Below are 13,811 nucleotides of genomic sequence, written 5' to 3'. Positions count from 1 at the left end.
GTCCCTCCCCCACCGCCACCCCGGAGCCTCAGGTGACGGTCACCCTGCCCGACGACACCCAGCTGCCCGTCTCCAACCAGCTGCCCGAGGGCGTCAGCGTCCCGGCGGGATTTGAGCAGTCCCAGCTGGAGGTGGACGGCCAGACCCTTCCCACCGCTGTGCACCAGGAGGGTGGACTGGTGGCCGTGTATCTGGCTGGCGACGAGGGACATCCCGCAGGCTTCTACTTCTACAACGAGAAGACCCGGGAGGTCCAGGCCATGACCCCGGTGGCCATGTCCACGGGCAAGCTGACCCTGGTGGACCTGCCCCAGGAGCTGGTGGTGCCCCAGGGCTATACCTCCACCCTGATGGAGCTGGGGGGCCAGCAGCACACCCTGCTGGTGCCCGACGACACCGAGGAGCCCAACCACTACATTGTCTATGCCATGGACGAGGAGGGCAAGCTGGGGCTGTACCTGTACGACGTGGAGCAGGAGAGCTTCCAGCGCTACCAGTTCACCCAGCTGGGGGACGCCCCCCTGGTGCTGGCTGAGGTGGCAGAGGAGCCCCAGAGCGAGGGCTTTGTGTTCACCCTCTTTGGCCGGGAGATCCGCACCGGCTGGAGCAACCGCGCCGTGTCCTACCTGATGGTGGGCCTGGCTGCCCTGGCGGTGGTGCTGTTGGTGGCGGTGATCGTGCTGGTGGTGTGCCTGGTGAAGGCCCGCAAGGCCCTGCATCTGGCCTGGATGCGCCAGGAGGAGGAGCGGCAGCGCCGCATCATCCAGGGCACTTGCCTGAGCGTGGATGAGATTCTGGCCGAACACACCAGCCGAAATGCACCCATGCTGGAGGACCGGGACAGCCGGACCTTGCCGTCTCAGACCCAGCAGCCCACCCCGGAGACCATCGAGGTGTCCTGGCAGGAGGCGGAGCCGTCCCAGGAGGACCGGAACCACTACAACTAAATCCAGCCCTGCAACGCCCCACGGCCCGCCGTGGGGCGTTTTTCGGGAGGAGCCCCGAATTCGACTAAATTACCAAAAAATCGCATGTACTTTTGTATGGAATTGGAATGGACAAGGGGGAGGAAAAGGGCTATACTGTCTCCAGCAACTGAATATTCGGATTGTAACTGGTAAGGCAGGCAAGACCACGTAGAACTCGATTGCAACGGGTTTTATTTGTGGTGCCTGTTTTTTTCTTTGCCTGAAAGGGGGGATGAACCGTGGGAACCTATGTGGTACGTCGCATACTCAACAACAACGCCTTTGTGTCGGTGGATGCCAATGGCCAGGAAATTGTGGTCATGGGAAAGGGAATTGTATTTCAAAAGAGCGGAGGAGATCGGATTCCTTGCAGCAGAGCGGAGCAGGTGTTCCAGCTGTCTCAGGAAAACACCAGCCGCTTTCAGGAGCTGATTGCCCGCATCCCCATGAACTACATGGTCCTCAGCGAGAAAATCATCTCTATGGCTGAGAAAAACATGAACAAGACCTTGGATGAGAGCATTCACATCACCATTACCGACCATATCTACTCTGCCGTACAGCGCTACCAGCGGGGGCTGGTGCTGCGCAACTCCATGCGCTGGGAGATCCAGCGCTACTATCCCCAGGAGTATGCTGTGGGGCTGGAGGCGGCCCGGATGGTGCGCCAGGCCCTGGAAGTGCCCTTTGCCGAGGATGAGGCGGCCTTTATGGCGCTGCACTTTGTCAACGCTGGCACGGGCATGGAGATTGGACAGATGTATGAGGTCACCGAGCTGATTTCCGGCGTGTGCACCATCGTACACCAGGAGTTTGGGATGGAGTTTGACACCCAGGCCCTGGCCTACCATCGCTTTATCACCCATGTCAGGTTCTTTGCCCAGCGTCTGCTGTTGGGCACCTATTACCAGGAGGATGACGGAGATCTGCTGGATATGATCTGCGTCAAGTACCCCCAGGCCTATGCCTGTACCCAAAAGATTGCAGCCTACATTTTGCAGCTGCGAGGGCAGAACCTGGGCCGTGAGGAGGAACTGTACCTCACGGTGCACATTGCCAGAGTGGCAAAGCACGGTCTTTTGAAGGACGAGAATTAAGATTAGAAGATTCAGTTGAAAAGAGGGATTAAACCATGGATTGGAAGAAGACTGCGGAACAAATTGTGGCCCATGTGGGCGGCAAAGAGAATATTTTAGGGGCGACCTACTGCACCACCCGGCTGCGTCTGGCCCTGGCCGACGAGTCCCTGGCCAACGATGCGGCGGTATCTGAGGTCCCCGGCGTCATCAGCGTGGTCCACGCCAGCGGCCAGTATCAGATCATCATCGGCAACCGGGTGCCCAAGGTTTACGAGGCCTTGCAGGAGATGGGGGTGCTGGAGAACAAGGGCCAGCCCGTCCAGGAGGAAGAGGAGCAAAAGAAAAAGCCCATTCCCGCCCGGATGATGGACGCCCTGCTGGGTTCCATGACCCCCGTCATCCCCGCCATCATCGGCTGCGCCATGATGAAGGTGCTGCTGGTGCTGCTGCCCATGCTGGGGATTCTGGCTGAGGAGAGCTCCACCTATCAGGTGCTCAACGTCATTGGCGACGGCTCCTTCTACTTCCTGCCCATCCTGGTGGCCGCTTCCGCCGCCCGGTACTTCAACACCAACATCTATCTGAGCATCACCATTGCGGGTATTTTGGTGCACCCCACCCTCCAGGCCATGTTTACTGCCGGAGACCCCATCTCCCTGTTCGGGGTGCCTGTGACTGCGGCCAACTACCCCTACTCCATTTTGCCCGCCATCATCATGGCCTGGGTGCTGTCCAAGGTGGAGAAGCTGGTGGACCGCATCACCCCCGCCATCACCAAGACCTTCCTCAACCCCATGCTCATCGTGCTCATCTGCGCCCCCATTGCCCTGTGGGCGGTGGGCCCTGCCGGAGCCATTGCCGGTGAGGCCATCTCCGGCGGTCTGGAGTGGATTCAGACCCATCTGGGCTGGCTGGCCGTGGGCATCATCGGCGGTATTTACCCCGTGCTGGTGCTCTTTGGCATGCACCATGTGCTCACCCCCATTGCCATCGCCTCCATCAGCTCCCTGGGCTTTGACAGCCTGGTGATGGTGGCTCAGCTGGGCGCCAACCTGGCCCAGGGCGGCGCTTCCATGGCCGTGGCTCTGCGCTCCAAGAACAAGAACATGCGCCAGACCGCCGCCGCCGCTGGCTTCTCCGCTTTGGTGGCTGGTATCACCGAGCCCGCCATGTACGGCGTCACCCTGCGCCTCAAGCGCCCCTTCATCGCCGTGCTCATCGCCTCCTTCGCCTCCGGCTGCTTTGCCGGCCTGATGCAGCTCAAGAGCTTTTCCACCGCCTGCCCCGGCCTGGTGACCACCATTCAGTACCTGGAGGCGGGACGGCCCAGCTCCATCCTGTACATCGGCCTGACCTGCCTCATCGCCGTGGTGGTGTCCTTTGTCCTCACCTTTATCCTGGGCTTCCGTGACCCCCAGGGCAGCGGAGAGGCGGCTACCACCACCAAGAATACCGCCCCCAAGGGCACCCAGGTGCAGGCCCCTCAGCGCCTGGTGGTGAACAGCCCCATGACCGGCAAGCTGATGCCCCTCAGCCAGGTGTCCGATGAGACCTTTGCCTCCGGCGTGCTGGGCACCGGTGCGGCCATCATTCCCACCGATGGCCGAGTGTACGCCCCCTTTGACGGGGTGGTGGAGACCCTGATGGATTCCAGCCATGCGGTGGGCCTGCGCAGCGACGACGGCCTGGAGGTGCTGGTCCATGTGGGCCGGGACACTGTGGCCCTGAACGGCAAGTATTTTACTCCCCATGTGAAGGTGGGAGACGTTGTGAGAAAGGGCCAGCTGCTGCTCACCTGTGATTTGAACGGGCTTCGGGCAGAGGGCTATGATGTGACCACCCCGGTCATCGTCACCAACTCCGAGGAATACCTGGAAGTGGTGCCCACCAAGGAGATCAACATTGAGCACGGCGCACGCCTGCTCACCGTACTGTAAAAGGAGGAACACCATGAACCGGAGCTTCCCGGATGGCTTTTTGTGGGGCGGCGCCACCGCCGCCAACCAGTATGAAGGTGGATGGAACGAAGGGGGCCGTGGCCCCTCCATCGACGACGTGTTCACCGGGGGCTCGGTGAACACCCCCCGCCGCATCACCATCCCCGCCCAGCCTGACGCCTTCTACCCCAACCACGAGGCCACCGACTTCTACCACCACTGGAAAGAGGACATCGCCCTGTTTGCTGAGATGGGCTTTAAGGTCTACCGCATGTCCATCTCCTGGTCCCGCATCTTCCCCCGGGGGGATGAGGAGCAGCCCAACGAGGAGGGGCTGGCCTTTTACGACCAGGTGTTTGACGAGCTGGCCAAGTACGGCATCGAGCCCCTGGTCACCCTGTCCCACTATGAAAACCCCCTGTACCTGACCACCCAATATGGGGGCTGGAAAAACCGCAAGCTGGTGGACTTCTTTGTCCGCTACGCCAAGACGGTGATGGAGCGGTACAAGGGCAAGGTGCGCCGCTGGCTCACCTTCAACGAGATCAACATGCTGTCTGTGCCCTTTGGCACCTTCATCGCCGGAGGCATGCTCCCGGAGACCACCACCGAGCAGGACCGCTGGCAGGCCATGCACCACCAGCTGGTGGCCTCCGCTCAGGCGGTGCGCCTGGGCCACCAGATCGACCCGGACAACCGGCTGGGCTGTATGATCGCCTACATGTGCGTCTACCCCCGTACCTGTGCCCCGGAGGATCAGCTCACCCAGCTGTCCATGGACCGCCTGCACAACCTGTTGGCGGGAGACGTGCACGTGCGGGGAGCCTATCCCAGCTATGCCCGCCGCCTGCTGGCGGAGAAGGGGGTCACCTTGAACATCACCCCCCAGGACGAGGTGGACCTGCGGGAGGGCACCGTGGACTTCTACACCTTCAGCTACTACGACTCCCGGTGTGTGGGCACCAAGCAGGAGGGAGACCCCTCCACGGGCAACGGCGCTCTGGGCGGCATTCGAAACCCCTATTTGCCGGTCACCGAGTGGGGCTGGCAGATCGACCCCCAGGGTCTGCGCTGGGTGCTCAACCACCTGTATGACCGCTATCAGATTCCCCTGATGGTGGTGGAGAATGGCCTGGGCGCCATGGACACCATGGGGGCGGATGGTACCATCCACGACCCCTACCGCATCGACTACCTGCGTGAGCACATCACCGCCATGGCCGAGGCGGTGGCCGACGGGGTGGACCTCCAGGGTTACACCCCCTGGGGCTGCATTGACCTGGTGTCTGCCAGCACTGGAGAGATGCGCAAGCGCTACGGCATGATTTACGTGGACAAGCACGACGACGGCAGCGGCGACCTGTCCCGCCACCGCAAAGACTCGTTCTACTGGTATCAGAAGGTGATTGCCACCAACGGCCAGGACCTGACTTAACAGAAAATCCCCGGTGGGATGCAAGCGCATCCCACCGGGGATTTTAGATTATCCAAAAGGCAAAAGTTCGTGGGGGGCTTAGGGTAAATAGGCCCTCGGCAGAGTTTTCCCATCCGCAGATGGGAAAATAAATTGAAATCCGTTTTTCCCGGGGACATGCGCATCGGGAAAAACACATCTCAGCCCGCCAGTGTGGAATTGGGTCGCCCTTTGACCCAATTATGCATGCAGCGGGCTGCATCCCCTCAAAAAAATGCTTGCATTTTTTTGATTACTTTTAGGAGTTGGGGCGGCAGGCCCGCACCACCGACAGGGGGGGCACCGGGCGAGGGAGCTTCATGTGAAACACCATCTGTGGGTGCCGGGGCTGGGCCAGGGTGAAGCCCTCGCCGTCGGTCATGAGGGGCGCGGTGAGGGGGAAGGCGGGCACATCGGGGCCCACCACCTCGATCTGGTCCCCGGCGGTGAACTTGTTGCGCAGGGAGAGGGTGGCGTTGCCGTCGGCATCACAGTCGGTGACGATGGCCAGCACCTGCCAGTCCCGGATGTACCGGGCGGAGTCGGTGTACTGCCCCGGCTGGCCGTAGTAGAAGCCGGTGGAGTAGTGGCGGTGGCTGACCTTGTCCACCTCCGCCCGCCAGATGGGCTCCAGGGGCTTGCCCTCCACCGCGGCGTCAATGGCGTGGCGGTAGGCGGCGGTGGTCATGGCGGCATAGTAGGCGCTCTTGGCCCGGCCCTCGATTTTCAGAGAGTCCAGACCCGCCTGAAGCAGCTCGGGCACGTGGTCGATCATGCACATGTCCCGGCTGTTCATGATGAAGGTCTCGCCGTTTTCCTCGAACACGGGAAAGTACTCCCCGGGCCGCTTCTCCTCCATGAGGGCGTACTGGTAGCGGCAGGGCTGGGCGCAGGCGCCCCGGGCGGCATCCCGCCCGGTCATATAGTTGGACAGCAGGCAGCGGCCGGAGTAGCTGACGCACATGGCGCCGTGGACAAAGGCCTCCACCTCCAAATCACGGGGGGCCTTGGCGCAGATCTCCGCCGCCTCGTCCAGGGACAGCTCCCGGGCCAGAATGACCCGCTTGGCGCCCAGGTCGTGCCACACCCGGGCCATCTCGTAGTTGGTGATGCCCGTCTGGGTGGACATGTGCACCTCCACATGGGGGGCGTAGCGGTGGGCCAGGCTCAGCACGTCCACGCCTGCACTGATGACGGCGTCCACACCGATGGACTCCAGAAATTCCAGGTACTCAGGCAGACAGGCGATCTCATCGTTGCGGGCCAGGGTGTTGCAGGTCACGTGGACCCGCACCCCCTTGTCGTGGGCCAGCTGCACGGCCTGGGTCATCTCATCCCGGTCGAAGTTGCCGGCAAAGGCCCGCATGCCGAAGGCGTTGCCCGCCAGATACACGGCGTCAGCCCCGTAGGCCAGGGACATGGTCAGACGTTCCATGTCCCCGGCGGGGGATAATAACTCTACGTTTTTCATTCTTCCACTCCGTACTTCTCCACCAGGGCCTGGTGCTGGGCATAGGTCTTGGTGAACTCGTGCTTCTTGGTCTCGGGGTTGAGCACATAGTAGTAGTAGCTGGTGTTCTCCGGGTTGAGAGCCGCATACAGGGCGGTCATACCGGGGTTGGAGATGGGTCCAGCGGGCAGGCCCTGGTACAGGTAGGTGTTGTAGGGGGAGTCAATGGCCTTGTCTGCCTCAGTGGGCACCTTGCCGCCGTTGAGATACACCAGGGTGGCGTCGATTTGCAGGTAGCCCTGGGTCTCGGCATTGGTGTTCTCCAGACGGTTGTAGATCACCGAGGAGATCTTGGCGTAGTCCTCGCCGTCGGTCTCCTTCTCAATCATGGAGGCGATGGTGACAATGTCGTGGAGGGAGTACTTGCTCTCCTCGTTGAACTGGTCCATATAGTCCTCCATCTTGGACTCGAAGTTCACCAGCATCTTGTTGATGACGTACTTGGGGTCCTCGCCCAGATAGAAGGTGTAGGTGTCGGGGAAGAGGTAGCCCTCCAGACGGTGGTAGTCGCCCAGGGGCAGGTCCTTGAGCCAGCTGAAGTTGTAGTCCCAGTTGGCGGACATATCCTGGAGCTGCTCCACCGTAGTGACCCCCTTCTCCTCCAGCAGCTGGAAGATCTGGTCGATGGTGTAGCCCTCCTGGATGGTGATGTCAATGGTCTGACGGGTGGACGAGGACGAACTCATGTTGGTCACCAGGGCCCGGTAGTCCATATCGGTGTTCAGCTCGTAGGTGCCCGGGGTGATCTTGTCGCTGGCGTTGGAGAACAGGCCATAGAGGTGGAAGAGGAACTTGTACTCAATGAGGCCGTTGTCCTTGAGGGAATCCACCACATCGCTGAACTTCTCGTCGTTTTCCACCTTGACGATGGCGGAGGTGTACTCCTTGTTCAGGGCCAGCAGGTCGTTGGCCCAGATCCAGCCCACGGTGGCCAGCACGGCGGACAGACCCACCACGAACAGCACATACAGCAGGGCGCTGGCCGCCTTGGTGCGGTGGGTTTTCTTCTGGTTGCGGGAGACCCGTGGCCGTCGCTGGGGCTCCTGGGGGGCGTGGGAACGTTGTTCTGACATGTCTTGTTTCACTCCTCATCAGGATAGGTTATCTGAAAAATTTCTTCTAAGGTTGGGGAACCAATCTCGCCGTGACCACATAGTATAACGCAGAAACGGGGACGGGCGCCGACTCCGGCGCCGCAGACCATGTGGTGTGCGGCGTCCGAGCCGGTACCTGTACCGGAAATCTTATGTGAGGTGACTTGTTATGTGTTGTGGTAACAATGGTTTCGGTGGCGGCTGCTGGTGGATCATCATCCTGGTACTCATTCTCTGCTGCTGCTGCGGTGGCGGTAACATGGGCGGCAACGGCTGTGGCTGCGGCAATGGCTGTGGCAACAACTGCGGCTGCGGCTGCAACGACGGCTGCTGCTAAAAAGCGCACGTATCCGTTGGGCGGAGAGGGGACCCCTCTCCGCCCTTGGCGTTTGTCAGGCGTCGGTGAGTACCAGCTGCACCGGCACGTCGTACTCGGCGTGGGGCAGCTGCTCCTGGAATCGGTCGGCGGGACACACGGACACGGTGAACCCGGTATAGCCCTTCAGCCACCGGTCGTAGTAGCCGCCGCCCTGGCCCAGGCGGTATCCCGCCCGGTCACACATCATGTTGGGCACCAGCACCACGTCCACGTCCTCCTGGGGGACGATGGGGCACACCCCGTCCGGCTCCGGAATGCCGTAGTGGTTGGGGATGAGCTGGTCCTGGCTGGTGATGATACGGGCTTCCATTTTCCGCTGGGGCAGACACACCGGAAGGGCCACCCGCTTGCCCATGGCCAGAAGCTGGTCAATGAGGGCGGTGGTGTCCGGCTCCCGACCCACGCCGTAGAAGACCATCACGGTGTGGGCCGCTTCCACCTGGGGCAGAGCCAGAAACTGCTCCAACAGGTGGGGGACATTGGCACGGGGAAGGGCTGCGGCCTGCCGGCGCAGCCGCTCCTTGAGCTCCTGGGGGGTCATGCCATGTAGTGAATGGCGTTCTGGACCTGGCGGGCCACGTCAGCCCCAGAAAGAGCGGTGAGCAGAGCCAGACCGAAGTCGAAGCTGGACCCGGCGGCCCGTCCGGTGATGAGGTGTCCCTCCACCACGAAAGGCTCCGTCATACAGGGCTCCACGCCCGCCTTCACCAGCTCCCCCTCCATGCCGGGGTAGCACACGGCCTTTCCTCCGGCGGGGATGAGCCCGGCCCGGGCCAGCAGGGTGGGGGCGGCGCAGATGGCGGTGAGCCACACCTGGGAATCGGCAGCGGCCTGGCGGATGAGGGCCATGGCGGCCTCGCTGTGCTCCAGGGCGTCCACACCACCCAGACCGCCGGGGAGCATCACCATGTCGCCGGGAGCCAGGGTCACCTCGGCCAGGGCCACGTCGGTGGTGACGGTGACACCCTGGGCGCTTTGGACGGTGGGGCCAGTGACACCCACCAGGGACACGGGCACATTGCCCCGGCGCAGCACGTCGGCGGGGGCCAAGGCCTCAGCGGTTTCAAAACCAGTGGCTAACAGAATGTAAACCATGATATCGTCCTCCTTATTCCAAAATCAGTTGCATAATTTCCTCATGAATGTCCTCTACGCCGCGCAGCTGGCCCTGGTCGTTGACACAGGGGATGCGCTTCCAGCCGTAGAGCTGGGCGGCCTGGGCGGCGGCCTGGGCGCAGGCGGTGAGGTAGTTGTTGTCCTCCTCGTGGATGTCCGCCTGGGTGTGGGTCACCGCCTCCCGGCGGCGGAGGTTGGCCACCGCCAGATGGGTGGGCATATCCAGCCAGATCACCTGGTCGGGGCTGGGCAGGCCCATGCGCTGGTACTCCAAATCAAAGAGCCAGTGGAAAAACGCCTCCCGCTGGTCCTCCGGCAGTTTGGAGGCCTGATGCACGGCGTTGGAGGTGGTGTAACGGTCCATCACCATCAATCCTCCGGCCTCGTAATAGGCCCCCCACTCCTGCTTGTACCCGGCGTACCGGTCCACAGCAAAGAAGGTGGAGGCGGCATAGGCGTTGACATCGTCGGGGTGGGAGCCGAAGGCGCCCCCCAGATACATCCGCACCAGGGCCGAGGATTCCTCCCGGTAGCGGGGATAGACGGTGGTACGGAATTCCCGCCCCGCCTCATTCAGTGCCTGACAGCACAGTTGAAATTGGGTGGACTTTCCCGAGCCGTCCGTTCCCTCAAACACGATCAGTTTTCCAGCCATGGGGCTGACCTCCTTGGGCATACCTATTTATATCTCGAACATGCCAGCATTTTCTCGAGGGGGATGCAGCCCGCTGCATGCACAATTGGGTCAAAGGGCGACCCAATTCCACACTGGCGGGCTGAGCAGTGTATTTTCCCATGCGCATGTCCTGGGAAAATACGTGATTTCAATTTATTTTCCCATCTGCGGATGGGAAAACTCTGCCGAGGGCTGCTGGATGATGCGAGATGATGGGGGTTCTTTACCATGAAGTTTTTTGGCAATCTACCATTGAACAGTATACCATACTCCCAGGGGAAAGTCCATGCCCGGCCAAGTTGTTTCCCTTTCGTTCACAAATGTGTAAATAGCCCCTTGACATCAATGCATTAAAGCATTATACTGTTTGCAACGAGCCGGGAGGCTCTTTGTTCAGACTCAGACACTTTGATGGCTAAAAGCGTTGAAGTGCCCATTTGGATAGGAGGAAGGAACATGAAACACAGTTGGAGAGCAGGCGCAGCGCTGTTGGCGCTGACCATGGCAGCGGGACTGGCAGGCTGCGGCGGCCAGACTTCCCAGAATACCCAGTCCGGCGGGGAGAAGGACAGCTATACCATCGGTATCGTGCAGCTGACCCCCCACGAGGCGCTGGACCAGGCCACCAAAGGGTTCCAGGACGCGTTAAAGGAGGCGTTTGGGGATAAGGTGACCTTTGATCTGGAGTACGCCGCCAACGACCCCGCCACCTGTGCCACCATCGCCAACACCTTTGTCTCCAGCGGGGTGGACCTCATCATGGCCAACGCCTCCTCTGCCTTGCAGGCGGCGGCCTCTGCCACCGGGGATATCCCGGTGCTGGGCACCTCAGTGACCGAGTACGGCGTGGCGTTGAAAATCGACGACTTCTCCGGCACCGTGGGCACCAACGTCTCCGGTACCTCCGACCTGGCCCCGTTGGACCAGCAGGCGGCCATGATTCAGGAGTGGTGTCCCGAGGCCAAGACGGTGGGTCTGCTTTACTGCTCCGGGGAGCCCAACAGCCAGTACCAGGTGGACACCGTCCAGGAGCACCTGGAGGAGCTGGGCTACACCTGCACCCAGTACGCCTTCTCCGACTCCAACGACATGGCGGCGGTGACCCAGACGGCGGCGGACAACAGCGACGTCATCTACGTGCCCACCGACAACACCGTGGCCTCCAACGCCTCCATCGTGGATAACATCTGCCGCCCCGCCAAGATTCCCGTGTTCACCGGAGAGCAGGGCATTTGCAAGGGCTGCGGCGTGGCCACTCTGTCCATCAGCTACTATGACCTGGGCGTCACCACCGGCGAGATGGCGGTGAAGGTGCTCCGTGGGGAGGCGGACATCTCCCAGATGCCCATTGAGTACGCCCCCCAGTTCACCAAGATGTACAACCAGGCCATCTGCGACGACCTGGGCCTGACGCCTCCGGAGGGCTACACCGCCCTGGATGCGGAATAAGGAAACCCATCACCAAGAGAGCGGGGGAACCCCTCGCTCTCTTGTGTCTTGATTGCAAGGAGGAACAACCATGCTGGATTTTTTAAACGCCCTGCCTGGTGCCATCTCCCAGGGCTTGATCTGGGGCATTATGGCCATTGGCGTCTACCTCACCTATAAGATTCTGGACATTGCCGACCTCACCGTGGACGGCTCCTTCTGCACCGGAGGTGCGGTGTTCGTGGTGCTCTTCTCCCAGGGAATCAACCTGTGGGTGGCGCTGCTGGCGGCCACGGTGTCGGGCATGGCCGCGGGGCTGGTCACCGGACTGCTCCACACCGTGTGCGGCATCCCCGCCATTCTGGCCGGAATTTTGACCCAGCTGGGTCTGTGGTCGGTGAACCTGGCCATCATGTCCATGAAGGCCAATGTGGCCTTGAACATCATTAACCCCGACGTGCTCAACAAGCTGCTGGTGTCCCTGCGCTTTGTTCAGGACGTGGGGAAGGGCACCCGCCCCTTCTACCAGCACCCCATCTTTGTGGTGGGCGTGGTCACGGTGGTCATCATCGCGATTTTGTACTGGTTCTTCGGCACCGAGCTGGGCTGCTCCATCCGTGCCACCGGCGCCAACCAGGCCATGGCCCGGGCCCAGGGCATCAACACCCGGCGCAACCAGGTGCTGGGCCTGATGATCTCCAACGGCCTGGTGGCCCTGTCCGGGGCCCTGCTGAGCCAGTACCAGGGCTTTGCCGACGCCAACATGGGCCGGGGCGCCATCGTCATCGGCCTGGCCGCCGTCATCATCGGCGAGGTGATCTTCTCCAAGCTCTTCCGCAACTTCGGGTTGAAGCTGCTGGCGGTGTCCATCGGCGCCATCATCTACTACATGGTCATCCAGCTGGTGCTGTCTCTGAACCTCATGGACTCCAACTACCTCAAACTGCTGTCTGCGGTGGTGGTGGCCGTGTTCCTGTCGGTGCCCTACTGGAAGGGCAAGTACTTTGCCAAGCCTGTGAAGCGGGGAGGTGTGAACCGTGCTTAAGATTGAGAATATCTACAAGACCTTCAACGCCGGGACGGTGAACGAGAAGACCGCCCTCAACGGCGTGTCCCTCCACCTGAAGGAAGGGGACTTTGTCACCGTCATCGGCGGCAACGGGGCGGGCAAATCCACCCTCCTCAACGCCGTGGCCGGGGTGTGGCCGGTGGACGAGGGCACCATCACCATCGGCGGGGTGGACGTGACCCGTCTGCCCGAGCACAAGCGTGCCCGCTACATTGGCCGAGTGTTCCAGGACCCCATGATGGGCACCGCCGCCACCATGCAGATTGAGGAGAATCTGGCTCTGGCCGCCCGCCGGGGCAAGCGCCGCTTTCTGGGCGCCGGGATCACCAAGGCGGAGCGGGAGGAGTACCGGGAGATGCTCAAGCTGCTGGACCTGGGACTGGAGGACCGCATGACCTCCAAGGTGGGGCTGCTCTCTGGCGGCCAGCGCCAGGCCCTGACCCTGTTGATGGCCAGCCTGGTCAAGCCCCGTCTGCTGCTCTTGGACGAGCACACCGCCGCTCTGGACCCCAAGACGGCGGCCAAGGTGCTCGATGCCACCGAGACCATTGTCCAGCGGGACCACCTCACCACCCTGATGATTACCCACAACATGCGAGACGCCATTGCCCACGGCAACCGACTCATCATGATGTACGAGGGCCGGGTGGCTCTGGATATCTCCGGGGAGGAGAAGAAAAAACTCACCGTGGAGGACCTGCTGGCCAAGTTCGGCCAGGCCACCGGGTCCGACGAGGCGGACGACAAGCTGCTGCTGGGATAACAAAAAGGCCGCCTGTGGAGGTTCCACAGGCGGCCTTTTGTAATGAAAAATAGTCGTAACCATTGATGGACTTCTTGGGCATCTGGCGTAGGGGAGGGGCTTGCCCCTCCCGAATCCCCCAGGGCAAGGCCAGGGTAGACACGGGCCGGGCAAGCCACGGCCCCTACCACCGTCTGCCGGGAATCCGACGTTATATAAATCCGTGCCGCTCTGGCGGCACACCACACCTATTCACTATTACCTATTACTTCTTACTTTCCAAAAATCCCGGGCAGGCAGTAGAAGTTAGTGAATAGGGAAGAGGGAAAAAGGAATAAGTAAAAATCCCGAACGCATTCG

Annotated in this window: 13 protein-coding genes; 8 read left to right on the top strand and 5 right to left on the bottom strand. The window is 61.5% G+C overall.

The features are described 5' to 3' along the window. From B5F12_RS11860 to B5F12_RS06635, 4 genes are all read left to right on the top strand, one after another. On the top strand, nt 1–947 hold a 947-nt coding region (locus tag B5F12_RS11860; protein WP_158096769.1), incomplete at its 5' end, for a hypothetical protein. A 260-nt stretch (nt 948–1,207) separates the two neighbouring features. Next, nucleotides 1,208–2,065, top strand: coding sequence for a PRD domain-containing protein (locus B5F12_RS06645; protein ID WP_087232159.1), 858 nt, complete (start codon nt 1,208–1,210; stop codon nt 2,063–2,065). Nucleotides 2,066–2,100: 35 nt separating this feature from the next. Further along, a complete protein-coding gene (locus B5F12_RS06640) occupies nt 2,101–3,984 on the top strand; it encodes a beta-glucoside-specific PTS transporter subunit IIABC (RefSeq protein ID WP_087232156.1) in 1,884 nt (627 codons plus the stop codon). 13 nt (nt 3,985–3,997) lie between these two features. Further along, nucleotides 3,998–5,419: a 6-phospho-beta-glucosidase gene (locus B5F12_RS06635; protein WP_087232153.1), complete on the top strand. Its 1,422-nt coding sequence runs from the start codon at nt 3,998–4,000 to the stop codon at nt 5,417–5,419. Between the two features lie 277 nt (nt 5,420–5,696). Here the strand turns inward: B5F12_RS06635 and B5F12_RS06630 are convergent, their stop codons facing one another. Both B5F12_RS06630 and mltG read right to left on the bottom strand, forming a co-directional pair. Further along, nucleotides 5,697–6,908 carry a U32 family peptidase gene (locus tag B5F12_RS06630; RefSeq protein WP_087232150.1) on the bottom strand — a complete coding sequence of 404 codons (1,212 nt, stop codon included), beginning with the start codon at nt 6,906–6,908 and terminating at the stop codon, nt 5,697–5,699. Continuing rightward, complete coding sequence (gene mltG, locus B5F12_RS06625) at nt 6,905–8,020, bottom strand: endolytic transglycosylase MltG (protein WP_087232147.1); 1,116 nt, start codon at nt 8,018–8,020, stop codon at nt 6,905–6,907. The genes B5F12_RS06630 and mltG overlap by 4 nt, the downstream gene beginning before the upstream one ends. 190 nt (nt 8,021–8,210) lie before the next feature. On the opposite strand from mltG, the gene B5F12_RS12010 reads away from it, so the two are divergent. Then, on the top strand, nt 8,211–8,378 hold the full coding sequence (locus B5F12_RS12010) for a hypothetical protein (RefSeq protein ID WP_164488793.1): 168 nt from the start codon (nt 8,211–8,213) through the stop codon (nt 8,376–8,378). 55 nt (nt 8,379–8,433) lie between these two features. Here B5F12_RS12010 and B5F12_RS06620 read toward each other — a convergent pair whose 3' ends face one another. The 3 genes from B5F12_RS06620 to B5F12_RS06610 are packed head-to-tail and all read right to left on the bottom strand — an operon-like array spanning nt 8,434 to nt 10,191. Continuing rightward, complete coding sequence (locus B5F12_RS06620) at nt 8,434–8,961, bottom strand: 5-formyltetrahydrofolate cyclo-ligase (RefSeq protein ID WP_087232144.1); 528 nt, start codon at nt 8,959–8,961, stop codon at nt 8,434–8,436. Then, nucleotides 8,958–9,515, bottom strand: coding sequence for a DJ-1 family glyoxalase III (locus B5F12_RS06615; RefSeq protein ID WP_087232141.1), 558 nt, complete (start codon nt 9,513–9,515; stop codon nt 8,958–8,960). The genes B5F12_RS06620 and B5F12_RS06615 overlap by 4 nt, the downstream gene beginning before the upstream one ends. 13 nt (nt 9,516–9,528) lie before the next feature. Continuing rightward, nucleotides 9,529–10,191, bottom strand: a complete 663-nt coding sequence (locus tag B5F12_RS06610) for a thymidylate kinase (RefSeq protein ID WP_087232138.1) — start codon at nt 10,189–10,191, stop codon at nt 9,529–9,531. A gap of 477 nt (nt 10,192–10,668) precedes the next feature. Between B5F12_RS06610 and B5F12_RS06605 the strand changes: the two genes are divergently transcribed. The 3 genes from B5F12_RS06605 (at nt 10,669) to B5F12_RS06595 (ending at nt 13,472) form a co-directional block, all read left to right on the top strand. Next, nucleotides 10,669–11,661: an ABC transporter substrate-binding protein gene (locus B5F12_RS06605; RefSeq protein WP_087232135.1), complete on the top strand. Its 993-nt coding sequence runs from the start codon at nt 10,669–10,671 to the stop codon at nt 11,659–11,661. 70 nt (nt 11,662–11,731) lie between these two features. Further along, nucleotides 11,732–12,685, top strand: a complete 954-nt coding sequence (locus B5F12_RS06600) for an ABC transporter permease (protein WP_087232132.1) — start codon at nt 11,732–11,734, stop codon at nt 12,683–12,685. Next, nucleotides 12,678–13,472 (top strand): ABC transporter ATP-binding protein, encoded by a 795-nt coding sequence (locus tag B5F12_RS06595; RefSeq protein WP_087232129.1) that lies wholly within the window; start codon nt 12,678–12,680, stop codon nt 13,470–13,472. The genes B5F12_RS06600 and B5F12_RS06595 overlap by 8 nt, the downstream gene beginning before the upstream one ends. Nucleotides 13,473–13,811 lie beyond the last annotated feature (339 nt).

It is taken from the genome of Pseudoflavonifractor sp. An176 (assembly GCF_002160435.1).
In the GTDB taxonomy this organism is placed as follows: Bacteria; Bacillota; Clostridia; order Oscillospirales; family Oscillospiraceae; genus Enterenecus; species Enterenecus faecium.
The sequence above is the reverse complement of the archived record's forward strand: the minus strand, read 5'-3'. Positions and strand labels throughout refer to the sequence as shown.